This is a genomic window from Shewanella sp. SR44-4, from assembly GCF_014163715.1.
In the GTDB taxonomy this organism is placed as follows: Bacteria; Pseudomonadota; Gammaproteobacteria; order Enterobacterales; family Shewanellaceae; genus Shewanella.
This window is the reverse complement of record NZ_JACJDU010000029.1, coordinates 22,950-37,828: the sequence shown is the minus strand read 5'-3', so window position 1 is coordinate 37,828 and position 14,879 is coordinate 22,950. Positions and strand designations below refer to the sequence as shown.

General features: G+C 43.9%; 10 protein-coding genes. 9 read left to right on the top strand and 1 reads right to left on the bottom strand.

Annotated features, from left to right (window positions below):
* Nucleotides 1–781: 781 nt before the first annotated feature.
* From H5125_RS13895 to H5125_RS13865, 7 genes are all read left to right on the top strand, one after another.
* A complete protein-coding gene (locus tag H5125_RS13895; RefSeq protein ID WP_182744527.1) occupies nt 782–3,718 on the top strand; it encodes a TonB-dependent receptor in 2,937 nt (978 codons plus the stop codon).
* A 318-nt stretch (nt 3,719–4,036) separates the two neighbouring features.
* Nucleotides 4,037–5,611 (top strand): tryptophan halogenase family protein, encoded by a 1,575-nt coding sequence (locus H5125_RS13890; protein ID WP_409085823.1) that lies wholly within the window; start codon nt 4,037–4,039, stop codon nt 5,609–5,611.
* 110 nt (nt 5,612–5,721) lie between these two features.
* On the top strand, nt 5,722–6,444 hold the full coding sequence (locus H5125_RS13885) for a SapC family protein (protein ID WP_101086663.1): 723 nt from the start codon (nt 5,722–5,724) through the stop codon (nt 6,442–6,444).
* Between the two features lie 5 nt (nt 6,445–6,449).
* The gene (locus H5125_RS13880) at nt 6,450–7,472 is read left to right on the top strand and encodes a cupin-like domain-containing protein (protein ID WP_182744525.1); all 1,023 of its coding nucleotides are present in this window, start codon (nt 6,450–6,452) and stop codon (nt 7,470–7,472) included.
* Between the two features lie 42 nt (nt 7,473–7,514).
* Nucleotides 7,515–9,002 carry a tryptophan halogenase family protein gene (locus H5125_RS13875; protein WP_182744524.1) on the top strand — a complete coding sequence of 496 codons (1,488 nt, stop codon included), beginning with the start codon at nt 7,515–7,517 and terminating at the stop codon, nt 9,000–9,002.
* 9 nt (nt 9,003–9,011) lie between these two features.
* A complete protein-coding gene (locus H5125_RS13870; protein ID WP_182744523.1) occupies nt 9,012–9,773 on the top strand; it encodes a DUF6445 family protein in 762 nt (253 codons plus the stop codon).
* Nucleotides 9,774–9,788: 15 nt separating this feature from the next.
* Nucleotides 9,789–12,452 carry a glycoside hydrolase family 3 C-terminal domain-containing protein gene (locus H5125_RS13865; protein WP_182744522.1) on the top strand — a complete coding sequence of 888 codons (2,664 nt, stop codon included), beginning with the start codon at nt 9,789–9,791 and terminating at the stop codon, nt 12,450–12,452.
* 75 nt (nt 12,453–12,527) lie between these two features.
* On the opposite strand, the gene H5125_RS13860 is transcribed toward H5125_RS13865, so the two are convergent.
* Complete coding sequence (locus tag H5125_RS13860) at nt 12,528–12,998, bottom strand: tRNA-uridine aminocarboxypropyltransferase (RefSeq protein ID WP_182744521.1); 471 nt, start codon at nt 12,996–12,998, stop codon at nt 12,528–12,530.
* A gap of 244 nt (nt 12,999–13,242) precedes the next feature.
* Between H5125_RS13860 and H5125_RS13855 the strand changes: the two genes are divergently transcribed.
* Both H5125_RS13855 and H5125_RS13850 read left to right on the top strand, forming a co-directional pair.
* The gene (locus H5125_RS13855) at nt 13,243–13,857 is read left to right on the top strand and encodes a LysE family translocator (RefSeq protein WP_123776995.1); all 615 of its coding nucleotides are present in this window, start codon (nt 13,243–13,245) and stop codon (nt 13,855–13,857) included.
* A 9-nt stretch (nt 13,858–13,866) separates the two neighbouring features.
* Nucleotides 13,867–14,871, top strand: a complete 1,005-nt coding sequence (locus tag H5125_RS13850) for an NADH:flavin oxidoreductase (protein ID WP_182744520.1) — start codon at nt 13,867–13,869, stop codon at nt 14,869–14,871.
* The last annotated feature ends 8 nt before the right edge of the window (nt 14,872–14,879 follow it).

Below are 14,879 nucleotides of genomic sequence, written 5' to 3'. Positions count from 1 at the left end.
TAATACAGCAACTATCAACGAGTGTAATAACTATTAACATTTGATTTTTGATACGACCCACTAATAACAAGTAAGCCTCTCACATATTCACCGCTAACATAACACTTAGTATTTAAGTGAAACTCCAATTCCTGCTCACGACTGACATTATTACGATTACCTGAGCTAGGTGATTACTGGCATGTTCAAGTCACTTATCAGCTCCCCTTTTCACCAGACAATATAATAGTTCAACGTATCTAACATTCAATGTAACACCTTCACCACCATTGTTGCTTTAATAAGGTATCTATATTGAACGAGCCAGCGCTGATGATAGTAATAGGATGAAGTTAAAGGCGTGAGTGTTAACCCTATTGATTGACAACCATGCCACCCAAATACATGACTACATCTTAGCTTATGCCTCTGAGCACACCTTATTCGAGCCCAATAATAAGATAAGTCATAAATATAATTGGTAACAATCTAACCCACAAAAGAAAGCGCTTACATTTTAGTGCGGAAATAAACATTAAATTAAAAATGTTTAAAAACAATGGATAACAATATTTAGTATAAAAAAATCTACATCTGAGTTAATGAAATGTAATAATTCGAACTTGTTTTTGTTGACTGCGGTCACATTTTACACTAGTTTTATGTAAGCGCTTACATTAGATGTTTTATAACCCTACAATTATAAATAATGATTACTGCGTGGATAGAGAATTAAAAAAACGATTTGCGCCTAACCCGCAATATTGAGAGAAGTAAAATCTAGTCAATGGGGATTTCCTAGATGAAAACAACAAAATTTACAAAAACTAAGCTTGCGACCAGTTTATCGCTAGTGCTTGGTGTGAGCAGTATGTTACCAGCCTATGCTGCTGATGAAGCAAGTGAAGAAAATATCGAAGTAATATCGGTTACTGGTATTCGTGGCAGTTTAATTAAATCAATGGATGTGAAACGTTCATCAAGTGGAGTCGTTGACTCTATTTCAGCTGAAGACATTGGTAAGTTTCCTGATACCAACCTAGCGGAATCGTTACAGCGTATTACTGGTGTATCGATTGACCGTTCTAACGGTGAAGGCAGTAAAGTATCCGTGCGTGGTTTTGGTCCAGACTACAACTTGATCACCCTCAATGGTCGTCAAATGCCTGTGACTACAGGTTCGCGCTCATTTGATTTTGCTAACATCGCTTCTGAAAGTATCAGTGGTGTTGAAGTACACAAAACTAGCCAAGCTTCAGATTCAACCGGTGGTATTGGTTCTACTATTGATATTTTAACGCATAAGCCATTCAGCTCTCCGGGCTTAAAAGCCACATTTGGTGTAAAAGCAGTTGATGATCAATCAACCGATAATGGCTCAGTTACCCCTGAGTTATCTGGTTTATACTCAAACACGTTTGCTGATGATAAATTTGGTATTTCACTCTCGGCCAGTTATCAAGAGCGTGAAAGTGGCAACCAACAAGCACAGGTCGGCACCGGCTGGCGTAGCTTCCCAGGTTCTGCTGACAACAGTGATTGGGGCGGCGTTGCTAAAGACAGCACCCAAGTTAATCGTCCTGGTGATAGCGATATTTATTCAGTTCCGCAAACCACTGTTTATCGTTTTGAAGAACAACAACGTACCCGTACTAACGGCCAGTTAGTATTGCAGTACAGCCCGGTTGATAGCGTAGTCGCAAGCTTAGATTATACCTACATGCGTAACGATATCGACACTCAATCGAATGACGTATCAGCATGGTTTAACTTCGTTCCGTCTGAAAACGTATGGTCTGATGGCCCTATCGCCTCACCACTTATTTACTCTGAAACTTATGATTCACCTGCTGATTTATCTATGGCTGCTGGTGACTATGGCGTACGTAACGAAAGTGGTTCTTTAGGTTTTAACCTTGAGTGGCAAGCAACAGATAACTTAAAGCTGACATTTGATGCGCACAACTCGGTTGCGGAAAACAAACCAAACAACCTTTATGGTTCAAACAACAATTTAAGTACTGCAGCGTTTGTGCGTACCAGCGCGGCAACTGACTTTAGCGGTGACTTACCAGTGCTTGCTGTTGGTGGTGGTAATGCAGTGACACCTGCAGACATGATGCTTACCGGTTCTGTTTTTGGTAACGCACGTAATAAGTCTGAAATTGATCAATACCAATTTGACGGTGAATACTTATTTGAAGATGCTGGCAGCATTGACTTTGGTGTTGCGTTAACGAACGTAAACAATCACTCACAAAGCGTCAACGTTCAGCGTAACGATTGGGGTGGAGTAGGCTCTGCAGGTGACTTTGAAGACGCATGGTTCCCAGCTGACACCATTCATGACAAATTTGACGCCAATGGCGGTGACTTCTCACTTTCAGACGGTAACTTCGATGTTTTAGATACCATTTTCATGTGGGACTTTGCGTCAGTACGTGATTTTGCAGCAGCAAACTATGCTTCTGCAGTAAGCGGTGATTGTGGTAATGGCTTCTGCCCTTCAACAAACTATGCCGCTGAAACAGACCGTTACACTGAAGAAGAATCACAAGCCGTTTATGTACAGTACAACTACGATAATGAAATTGCCGGCATGCCATATGACGTGCATTTTGGACTTCGTTATGAGCAAACTGATGTCACCTCGACCGCAGCCGTTGCTGGTTATGATGGCGCAAATTGGATTGCTGAAACTGAAATTGCATTAGTGGGTACTGGTGAGCAAGTTTTTGAAACCAAAACCGGTGATTACGACTATTTACTTCCAAGCTTCAACTTTAATATTGAAGTGGTAGAAGATGTCATGCTTCGTGCAGCATACAGCGAAACTATTGGTCGTCCTAGCTACACAGATATTCAAGGCGGTACGGTATTAGCGACCCTTGCCAATCGTAGTAATGGTGGTGGTTCTGCTGGTAACCCTACATTATTGCCGCTCGAGTCTGAAAATATCGACTTCTCGGCAGAGTGGTATTACGCGCCATCGAGCTACGTGTCGGTAGGATACTTCCGTAAAGACACTAAGAACTTTATCAGTTCTGAAACAGTTAAAACCACTAACGGCATTTATAACCCAGCATCTGGGGATTTATATAAAGCTGCTGTGGCCGCAACGGGGACAACTGAAGCTGGCGCTGTTCGTGATTATATTTTCGCAAATTATGCTGATAATGCTGCTGTAGATGCCACCAATCAAATTATTAGCGGCAGTGCAGCTAATAATGATGAATTGTTGAACTTTAATATTTCAACGCCATCAAATAGCTCTAATAACTCAGTCATTGATGGTTGGGAGTTTGCGGCTCAACACTTCTTCGGCGAAAGCGGATTTGGTGTAATAGCCAACTACACCTTGGTTGATAGTGATCAGGCTTACGACAACTTCTCATTTGATGCACAGTCAGCATTAATCGGTATCAGTGACACTGCTAATGCGGTATTGGTGTACGAGAATTATGGTTTCCAAGCTCGTATCGCATACAACTGGCGTGATGAGTTCTTAAACTCTACAGGTCAAGGTACTGGCGCTAACCCACAGTACACAGAAGCTTACTCGCAAATCGATTTGTCTGTTAGTTATGATGTCGAATCTGTTGAAGGCTTAACCGTGTTTTTCGAAGGACTTAACATTACTGAAGAGTACATCCGTGTTCACGGTCGTGCAGAAGAGCAAGTGTTAAACCTAACCGAAACCGGCGCTCGTTATAGTTTAGGTGCTCGCTACACTTTCTAGCCTATAGCGTAATGCAATAGTCATTGAGTGATATTTCGGCTAATACCCCAGTGTTAGACGGAATTCACTCAAGTTCCCTTTCAGGTCGTTGAGGTGCCAGCATTTGTCACCTCCTTTTATTGCAACATATTGAGTAACAAGGACGTTACTATTTTTTACGCCTAGTTGTTTGAAACCATACACGCAAAACATAAAAAAACTATTACTTGAATGTGCTGACATTTTATTGAATGCTAGTTAATGTGTTCTTTAAGCAATCAGATTTTTAGATTCATCAGAATAAAAATAATAATCACGCCAAAAGCGTAGGTAAAGATGATGCAAAAACCAATAACCGAAATAGTCATCGTTGGAGGCGGTACCGCTGGTTGGATAACTGCCGGTTTGTTGGCCGCTGAACATAATGTTGATAACGGTGTTTTAGCTCACTCTCCCAAACTCAATATTACTTTAATCGAATCACCAGATGTGGCCACTATTGGCGTAGGTGAAGGCACTTGGCCTTCAATGCGCTCAACCCTGAGCAAAATTGGTATCGATGAGAACGACTTTATTCGCCAATGTGATGCTAGCTTTAAACAGGGCTCTCGGTTTATCAATTGGTGTGCAGACCCACAAAGCAAGGTCACTGACAGCTATTTACATCCATTTAGTTTGCCCCACGGTCACCAAGAACTCGACTTATGCCAATATTGGCTGCCTCATGCCGAACAAGTCAGCTTTGCCGAAGCCGTTTGTAGCCAGCAAGTATTAACTCAGCTTGGTTTAGCCCCTAAAAGCATTGCCACTGCTCAGTATCATTTTCAAAATAACTACGGCTACCACCTTAATGCCGCTAAGTTTAGTCAGTTACTCACAGAGCATTGCACTCAAAAACTCGGCGTCACCCATATTCGCGACCATGTCAGTCAAATTATTAATAACGATCATGGCGACATCGACAAGCTGATCACTAAACAACATGGCGAAATCAGTGGCCAGTTATTTATCGACTGCACCGGCGCAAAATCTCTACTGTTAGGTGAACACTTGCAAGTGCCTTTTTTATGTCAAAAATCGGTGCTTTTTAATGATCGCGCACTAGCGATACAAGTCCCCCACACTGATGCAAATAGCCCTATTGCGTCTTGCACCCACTCAACTGCACAGTCAAACGGTTGGATTTGGGATATAGGCCTACCAACGCGTAAAGGTGTCGGCTATGTTTATTCATCAAGCCACACCAATGATGCTGATGCACAGCAAACGCTGTTTAATTATCTCGGTGTTGATGGCGCTGCAGCTGACAAATTGGAACCGAGACAACTGACGATTAACCCTGGGTATCGTGCTAAATGCTGGCAAAATAACTGTATTGCTATCGGGATGGCAGCAGGCTTTATCGAACCACTAGAAGCGTCGGCTTTGGCATTAATCGAATGGACTGCATCGACCTTAGCCCAACAATTACCACCCAATCGTATGGTGATGGACACGATTGCTACGCGTGTTAACGAGCGCTATCAACTACACTGGCAACAAATTATCGACTTTTTAAAGCTGCATTATGTGATAAGCCGACGTGAAGCTGATGGTTATTGGCGTGACCATCGTGAGTCAAACTCAATCCCCGACAGCTTACAAGCCATGCTCGAATTATGGCGTTATCAAACACCGAGCCAACAAGATATTAGTTATAAAGAAGCCTTATTTCCGGCAGCCAGTTTTCAATATGTACTTTATGGCATGGGCTATAACACCCAATTGCCCAATCATGTGAAACCGTCAATGCAACAATTGGCACAGCGACTGTTTAATGACAATCAACAGCGCACCCAAGCGCTTGCTAAAAACCTGCCGAGTAATCGCGAGTTACTCGATAAAGTTGCGCAATATGGTTTCCCTAAGCTTTAAGACATGACATAAATAATCACGATAATAACGCAAATAAGATTACAGACAAAATTCACGTACAATAATCATAAAAATACGACGTATTTGAACGAACAAGATAGGACATCAAAATGAGCCAACATGTATTACTAAACAGCATTGAACATAAAGACGTAAAAGTGATGACTCATCGCTCTGCTGCACTAGGCGATAACCTTTGGTATAGCGTGACATTTCCGCAAGAGTTTCGCAGCGTGCAAGCCCACTACCCGATCTTTTTTCATAAAGATACTGCCACAGGCCAGTTTTACGCGGTGGCACTATTTGGTTTTCAGCAAAATGATAACGTGTTTTTAAGTGAACAAGGCTGGAGCGCATCATACGTGCCGCTTACTGTGCGTCGCCAACCTTTTTTAATCGGTCAACAAACCGTACTTGAAGACGGTGTAGAACGTCAGCAACGCGTTATTCATGTGGACTTAGACCACCCTAGAGTCAGCGAGACCGAAGGTGAAGCTTTATTTTTACCTTACGGCGGTAACACGCCATTACTCGATGAAGTCGGCGAAATTCTTGAGGTCATACATCATGGTTTACAAGATGGTCAACGCTTTGTCGATGCCTTGATTGAACATCAATTGCTGGAATCATTCACTTTAGATATTGAGTTAGACAACGGTCAAAAAAATCAGATGATCGGTTTTTATACCATCAATGAAGAAACCTTAGCCGGATTGTCTGCTGACGCATTAGCAAAGCTGCACCAGCAAGGTTACTTGCAAGCTATTTACATGACATTAGCCTCGCAAAGCAATGTAAGAGACTTACTTAACCTCAAGAATGCGCAAGGTTAATAGTGATGACAACGGTCAAGACACTGCAGCAAGTCGAACGTATCAATGAATGTACATTAGAGAACGTCATAGACTTAATCCGCGATGCCGACAAACCCATGGTATTTAAAGGGCTGTGTCGCCATTGGCCGTTGGTCCAGGCAGGATTAGAGTCGGCACAAAGTGCGATGACTTACCTGCGCCAGTTTTATCAAGGCATGCCAGTAACAGCGTATTATTTACCGCCAGAGCAACAAGGTAGAGTGTTTTACAATGAAAAACTTGATGGTTTTAATTATCAAGCCGGCCGATTGGACTTTAATCAGCTGCTAGACCGATTAAGCCAAGAAATAATTAAAGACATGCCTGCGGGAATGTACATGGGCTCGACCGATATCCACCAATGTTTACCCGGTTTAGGGGCTCAAAACAGTTTAGATTTAGCGCCCATGCAACCGTTAACCAGCATCTGGCTGGGTAACCAAACCAAGGTGGCTGCTCATTATGACTTTCCGCTAAATCTGGCGTGTAACGTGGTTGGTAAGCGTACCTTTACCCTATTCCCACCCGAGCAAATTAGTAATTTGTATGTTGGTCCCATGGAACTGGCTCCCGGTGGCCAAGACATCAGTCTCGTTGATATGGCGAACCCCGACTTTGAACGTTTCCCGCGTTTTCAGCAGGCATTAGACGCCAGCCTAACAGCAGAGCTAAGCCCTGGTGATGTGTTATTTATTCCCAGCATGTGGTGGCACCATGTTCGTGGCGTCGATGACTTTAACGTACTCATTACCCACTGGTGGCGCGATACTCCTGGCTTTTTAGGCCGCCCTAACAATGCCTTATTGCACAGTATATTAAGCTTACGCTCTCTGCCTAAAGCTCAGCGCCAAGCATGGAAATCGATATTCGAACACTACATTTTCGATCATGACGATGTTGATGACAGTCATATTCCCGACAATGTGAAAGGCATGCAAACTAAGCCATTAGACGAATTAACGGCCCGCAAAATACGTGCAGACTTAATCAATAAATTAAAACGATAATGCTGAACACAGCAAGATATCAAGCCAAACAGGATGCCCAAGATGAATAAATCAATCAAAAAAGTTGTCATTGCCGGTGGTGGAACCGCAGGTTGGATGGCCGCAGCCGCCTTTAGCAAACTGTTGGGCAAAAATCTTGAAATTGTATTAGTAGAATCTGACGAAATTGGTACTGTTGGTGTCGGTGAAGCCACTATTCCAACCTTGCATATTTTCCATCGTTTACTTGGGTTAAAAGAGCAAGACGTTATGGCAGCCACTAATGCCACCTTCAAACTCGGTATCCAGTTTGAAAACTGGCATGACGTCAACAAAGACTACCTGCATTCATTTGGCTTTTTAGGTAAAGACTGCTGGGCTTGTGGCTTTCAGCACTTTTGGCTTAAGGGCAAGCAACAAGGCCTGGTTAGTGACATTGGCGACTATTGCACCGAGCATTTAGCTGCTCGCCAAGGCCGATTTGCCGTATTACCCAATCAAGACTACAACCATGCTTACCATATGGATGCGAGCCTTTACGCTAAATTTTTACGTAAATTTGCCGAACACCATGGCATGACCCGCATCGAAGGTAAAATCGCCGACGTATTACAACACGACGACACGGGTAATATCCGCGCGTTAAAGCTTGAAAATGGTGAGTTAATTGAAGGCGATTTATTTATCGACTGCACCGGATTTAAAGCGTTGCTTATTGAGCAAACCTTAAACACTGGCTTTGAAGATTGGAGCCACTGGTTACCGTGTGACAGTGCGATAGCAGTACAAACTGAAGCGGTTCAAAAACCAATTCCATATACTCGCTCGATTGCCCGAGAGTCTGGTTGGCAATGGCGTATTCCGTTGCAAACCCGCACCGGCAATGGTTTAGTGTTTTGCAGTAAATACATTTCTGATGCTGATGCGACTGAATTATTGCTTAATAACATTGAAGGCGCGCCGATCAATCAACCTCGGGTGATTAAGTTTAAAACGGGTACTCGTCGTCAACATTGGAACAAAAACTGTGTAGCAATAGGGTTAGCTGCCGGCTTTTTAGAGCCATTAGAGTCCACCAGCATTCATATGATCCAACGCAGCATAGTGCGCCTATTACAGCTGTTCCCATCACAAGGCATTATAGATACCGATATTGCTGAATTCAATCAACAAACGAAAGTTGAAATGGATAACATTCGCGACTTTATTATTTTGCATTACAAGGTCACTGATCGCGAAGACAGTCGCTTTTGGCGTTACTGTAAAAACATGCCAATTCCAGCCTCATTACAACATCGTATCGACATGTTCAGCCAATCAGGCAAAGTCTATAAATACGGCAATGAATTGTTTGGTGAAAGCTCGTGGATCCAAGTGATGATGGGCCAAGGCTTAATGCCGAAAGAATATCATCCTATTGTCGACATGATGGACGAAGCGGAATTAACCAGCTTTTTAAACAGCATTAAAGCAACGGTAAAACGTAAAGTTGATACCTTGCCAGCGCACCATGATTTTGTGCAGCATTACTGTAAATCAGCCAGCATGTAAGGTTGTAACATGACAACCGACTCATCGAACAACCAAACGATATCAAGCAAGAATACTCTATCAAGCAAGAGTATTATCAAGGTGGGGCCATTTACGCCCCACATTGAGTTTATTGGCCTACAGCAAACGCCGGTGATTATCATTGATGACTTTGGCGCTGATCTGTCGCCGCTAATCGATATTGCGATAGATGATAGTCAATTTAATCAAGACCAAGGTTCATACTATCCAGGGCAGCGCGCACCGCTGCCCAAGCAATATGTAATCGACGTGATTAATGCGGTATACCAGTTAATATATGATACCTACAAGGTGTCACACTCGTTACGCATAAAGCCCCAACAATGCGTGTTTTCGGTTATCGACAAGCCTGCAAAACGTTTATTGCCGCTGCAATGCATGCCACACTTTGACACCCCAGACCCCCACTATTTTGCGATTCTGCACTATCTCAATGATGGTGCTCATGGGGATACTGGATTTTTTCGCCATAACGCCACGCAATATGAACAGATAACACCACACAACATTGGCCATTACTTTAATCAGGCACAGCCGGTTGTCGATGCACAACAAGCGCTGACGCCTGATTATGTGGTCGATAGTAATGATCACTACACCCTTTATCATCAGGTTCAATATCGGCCAAATCGTTTAGTCATATATCCCGGCAACCTACTCCACTCGACGTTAGTAAACCCAGCTACCGACATCGATAGCAGCCCTAAAACAGGACGATTAACCGCGAATATCTTTATCAATTTCAAATAACACAGGGACCTCGTTATGGCTAAGCCACAGCACGGCAACATCTCGTCAAATCATAAAAAGAAAGCGCTTACAGCATGTGTTTCATCACTTATATGCTTAGGTGTCAGCCATGCTGCATTAGCAGCACACCCAACGATTACCCCACAAACCTTACATGCATTAACGGTGTTACCAGATAATGAAAAACTGCGTATTGGCGAGCGTATCAGCCAAGTCGAAGATGACATTAACCGCTTATTGCCTCAGTTAACCTTAGAGGAAAAAGTGTCTTTAGTGCATGCTGCGGGCAAGTTTCACATACCTGCTATTGAGCGCTTAGGCATACATGAAATGTGGATGTCAGACGGCCCACACGGTGTGCGCTATGAGATCGATCGCAACTCATGGGCACCCGCAGGATGGACTAACGATTACTCAACTTATTTACCGCCATTAACTGCCATCGCCGCCAGTTGGGATCTCAACATGGCCACGCTGCACGGCAATGTGCTTGGCGCCGAAGCACGTCATCGCAATAAAGATCTTATTTTGGGCCCTGGTGTAAACCTCGCGCGCCTACCGTTATATGGGCGTAACTTTGAATACATGGGTGAAGACCCATTTTTAGCAGCTAGCTTAGTAGTGCCCGAAATTAAAGCGATTCAGGCCAATGATGTCGGCGCCACCGTAAAGCATTATGCCCTTAATACCCAAGAGCTAAACCGCACAAAAGTAAATGCCACACCTGATGAGCGCACCTTGCGTGAAGTGTATTTACCAGCGTTTGAAGCGGCGGTAAAACAAGCCAACGTACATGCCATTATGGGCGCCTATAACGAATTTAGAGGCACTAACGCCAATCAGAGCGAGCACTTAGTCAATACTATCTTAAAAGGCGAATGGGGCTTTCAAGGGGTGCTACTTACCGACTGGAACGTCGACATCAACACTTATGATGCCGCCATGAACGGCCTTGATATCGAAATGGGCACAGATGTCGCTAATTTTGACGATTACTTTATGGCAAAACCGCTACTCGAAATGCTTAACGCTGGCAAAGTACCAGTATCGGTACTTGATGATAAAGTCCGCCGTATTTTACGGGTGCAACTCAGCATCGGCATGATGGATAAACACCGTTTATCCGGCGAGCGTAACACTCAAGCTCACCGTGATGATGCTCGCACACTTGCCGCCAATGGCATTGTATTACTTAAAAACGATAACAAGGTATTACCGCTTCACGCTGACAAACTTAAACATGTCTTGGTACTTGGTCCCAATGCCGATAAACGCCATGGATTTGGTGGCGGCTCATCAGAAGTTAAAGCACTCTACGAAATCAGCCCATTAGCCGGTTTAACAGCCAAACTGGGTGACAAGGTCGACATTCAACTAATGCGTCCAGCCAGCAGCCAGTTTATGCCGATACCCAATGACTATCTCACCACACGTCATTGGACAGGCACGCCATCGTGGCAAATTAATTATTACAATGACAACAAAATGACCCAGCTCGCCAGTGAATCATGGATAGCCGATCCGCAATTTAATGCCAAAGGCCAAAAACAGTTTGTCGATATTAAAGCCAACATCAAACCTATCGAAACTGGCAGTCACAGTTTTAACATAAAAGCTGACGGCCAAGTGGCATTGTACATTAACGATAAACAACTGATCGCCAGCACCCAAGCAAACCAAGGACATGTTATCAGTAAAGCCATGACCTTAACTGCTGGTGAAACTTACGCGGTGAGCTTACGTTACCAAGGCGACAAGCAAGCAACCTTAGGCTGGGAAACACCCAACAGTTTGTACAATACCGAACAAGAGTATTTAGCGGCAGCTAAAAAAGCCGATGCGGTGATCTACTTTGGCGGCTTAAGTCATGCTGATGACCGCGAGTCTATCGACAGACCTGACATGGTATTGCCTGGCCAACAAGATGAGGTCATCGCCAAACTGCTCAAAGTGAATCCAAATACTGTGGTGTTTATGATTGGCGGTTCTGCGGTAGAAATGCCGTGGGCAGATAACGCTAAAGCGGTTGTGTGGGGCTGGTATGGCGGTATGGAAGCCGGTAATGCTTACGCGGATATGTTATTGGGCAATCAAAACCCTAGCGGTAAAATGCCAATTACCTTACCGAAAAAGCTCACCGACACTGCGCCAATAGCGTTAAACGATTACAACGCCACTGAATCACTTTATAGCGAAGGGGTATTTATTGGTTATCGCTGGTTTGAACAGCAAAATATTGCGCCGTTATTTGCCTTTGGCCATGGCTTGTCTTACAGCCAATTTGATTACAGCAACATCCGTCTTTCAAGCGCTGACATTGCAAATAATGACATGACAAATGATGACATTGCAGGCAATGACACTATCACCGTTACTGTCGATGTCACTAACACCAGTAAAGTCGATGGTGCCGAGGTAGTGCAATTGTATTTGCACGACGTTAAAGCCAGCGTACCGCGTCCCGCAAAAGAGCTAAAAGGCTTTGATAAGTTATGGTTAAAAGCAGGTGAAAGCAAAACAGCTAGCTTTACGCTAACCCAACGCGACTTATCGTTTTGGGACGTTAACACTAATAATTGGTTAGCCGAATCAGGCCAGTTTGAAGTGATGATTGGCGCATCGGTTGCCGACATTCGTTTGCGTAAACGCTTTGACTATCAACATAAAGCCAAACCTTAGCGGTTCAACTTAGTCTCTTATAACCCAACAACTGCCTGCGTCACATTATTCTGTTGGCGCAGGCAGCTCCAAACGTTAACGCTCAATAAATGTCATCAGTTGCTCGGTTAACCTTGTCGATAATGCGCTTTCACCCGCATGATTAAGCAGTAATGCCACACATTCTGCTGTGCATAAACCACCTTCAATTTGATTGCGCCTAAGTGGGTATATCGATTTAGGTGGATTCACTAAAGACACTTTAGGCAATTCCTTTAGATAAGGGCTCTGATTAAACATTTTGCGCGCTTCTTGCCAAGTGGCATCGATAATCACTAAATATTCAGGCGACGCTAATGACATACCAGCCTCTTGCGTAGTGTCATCACTTGGAAACACTAAGCCTACTTTACCCGCGTCAATCGCAGCCAATAATTCAGCATCGGGCTGTTTGCGGTGCCACTCAACCACCCGCGCGCTATCGCCTAAAACGTGTTTGACTAATTGGCCGGTATTATTAGCACGATCCATTTCTCGTGAATGCGTTAGTAAAATAATTTTCAACATAATTTTAAAAATAACACCTATAAAATGAACCGCTTAACGCCGTAATGACATACCGCAATACCAAAGTAATAAAAACATAACGTCGATAAAACAGTATTCAACCAACGGAAACGACTGCTTACGATAGACCGATACATTAACGCTATGAAAATACGATATACTCTCGAAAAAATCGATTTAGTGTCGCGACCTAATCGATTATAACCACCGTATTCTACCCATAAATCCAAGTTCAGGTTATTTAATGATACTACAGCAAGTTATTGCATTATTTTTCACTATGTTAATTTTGGCGATACTGCCGGGACCGGCAGTGTTTGCCGTGGTATCAAGAGCATTTTCAAATGGGTTCAAGCATGGCGCTTTTATTACCCTTGGCGTGCTGATGGGCGACTTTGTTTACATCCTATTAGCCTTGTTTGGTTTGGCTGCCATTGCCAATGCGATGGGGCCAGCGTTTGAAATAATAAAGTACGCCAGTGCGCTTTATTTATGCTGGTTAGGTTTCAGTATGTTGCGTGCAACCGCCAAAGGCGTTCAATTAGCAACCATACCGAAAGTGAGCCAATTTAAAAATTTAATCACAGGCCTGCTTATTGCCCTTGGCAACCCTAAAGCATTGATATTTTACGTCAGCTTTTTTCCTGCTTTTGTGCCTATGGTCCATGTTGACCTTATCGATGTGATGATTATACTCGCCACTGCAACCTTGGCTTTTGGTTCAGTTAACCTCACTTATGCATATTTGGCATCAAGTGCAAAACAGGTATTTACCTCCCCTAAAGCGGCAACGATAATGAATCGTACTGCAGGCAGTATTATGTTGATTGCTGGCATATTGATAGCCATAAATATATAGGATGTTGCAATGACCGCGTTACGCTTTACCCCACTCACACTCACAAACGGACTGACCTTTAAAAACCGTTTAGTGGTGCCGCCAATGGCGTCACAAACCGCAGACCTAAATGGCTTAGCAACTGAAACGACCATCAATCATTACCATCATTTAGCCCAGTCGGGTGCAGGGTTGGTGATGGTAGAATACAGCCATATCAACTTAGCAGGACGAAGTGAGTCTCATCAGCTTGGGGCGCATGATGATGCTTGCTTACCCGGTTTAAGCCAAATTGCCGCGACGTTACATAATGCAGGGGTAAAAACAGGCTTACAAATTACCCATTGCGGCGGCAAAGACAGTGCAGGTATTAGCGCTGATATTATGGGGCCGTCAGGCATTACCGTGCCAGCATATGATCGTGTATTACCAACCCCTAGAGCCATGACATTGGATGATATCAATCAATGGCAGCAGGATTTTGTTAGTGCTGCCATTCGTGCTGACAAAGCCGGATTTGATTTAGTCGAGCTGCACTGCGCCCACGGTTACGGCATTAATCAATGGTTATCTCCACTGACGAATCAACGCCAAGACCAATACGGTGGCAGCCTTGAAAATCACGCCAGAATATTGATCGAAATAGTCAGTAAAATAAAACAAGCGGCGCCAAGATTAGCAGTAATGACCCGCATTCCTGGGCAAGACGGTTACCCTGGTGGTTTGTCTCATGACGATATGGGCCACGTTAGCCAATGGCTAGTTGATGCTGGGGTTGAAATACTTAATGTTTCATCAGGCATTGGGGGCTGGAATCGCCCTAAAGACAAACGCGGCGAGGGCTTTTTAGTTGAAGATGCAGCGCCGCTGACAGGTACAACGAAAGCGGCCGTGATTGGTGTTGGCGGTATTGAAAGCATTGATTACATCGAAACCATTTTAGCGACTAAGCAAGTCGATTTAGTGGCAGTAGGCCGGGCTATTTTGGCGGGACCAAGTGATTTTGCAACCCGAGTGATGGCTCAACATAAATAATGCTCTAA

Bases quoted from the DNA above. Each gene is read 5' to 3' on its own strand.
- H5125_RS13880 (WP_182744525.1), top strand. From the start codon at position 6,450: ATGACAACGGTCAAGACACTGCAGCAAGTCGAACGTATCAATGAATGT.
- H5125_RS13865 (WP_182744522.1), top strand. From the start codon at position 9,789: ATGGCTAAGCCACAGCACGGCAACATCTCGTCAAATCATAAAAAGAAA.
- H5125_RS13855 (WP_123776995.1), top strand. From the start codon at position 13,243: ATGATACTACAGCAAGTTATTGCATTATTTTTCACTATGTTAATTTTG.
- H5125_RS13875 (WP_182744524.1), top strand. From the start codon at position 7,515: ATGAATAAATCAATCAAAAAAGTTGTCATTGCCGGTGGTGGAACCGCA.
- H5125_RS13895 (WP_182744527.1), top strand. From the start codon at position 782: ATGAAAACAACAAAATTTACAAAAACTAAGCTTGCGACCAGTTTATCG.
- H5125_RS13890 (WP_409085823.1), top strand. From the start codon at position 4,037: ATGCAAAAACCAATAACCGAAATAGTCATCGTTGGAGGCGGTACCGCT.
- H5125_RS13860 (WP_182744521.1), bottom strand. From the start codon at position 12,998: ATGTTGAAAATTATTTTACTAACGCATTCACGAGAAATGGATCGTGCT.
- H5125_RS13885 (WP_101086663.1), top strand. From the start codon at position 5,722: ATGAGCCAACATGTATTACTAAACAGCATTGAACATAAAGACGTAAAA.
- H5125_RS13870 (WP_182744523.1), top strand. From the start codon at position 9,012: ATGACAACCGACTCATCGAACAACCAAACGATATCAAGCAAGAATACT.
- H5125_RS13850 (WP_182744520.1), top strand. From the start codon at position 13,867: ATGACCGCGTTACGCTTTACCCCACTCACACTCACAAACGGACTGACC.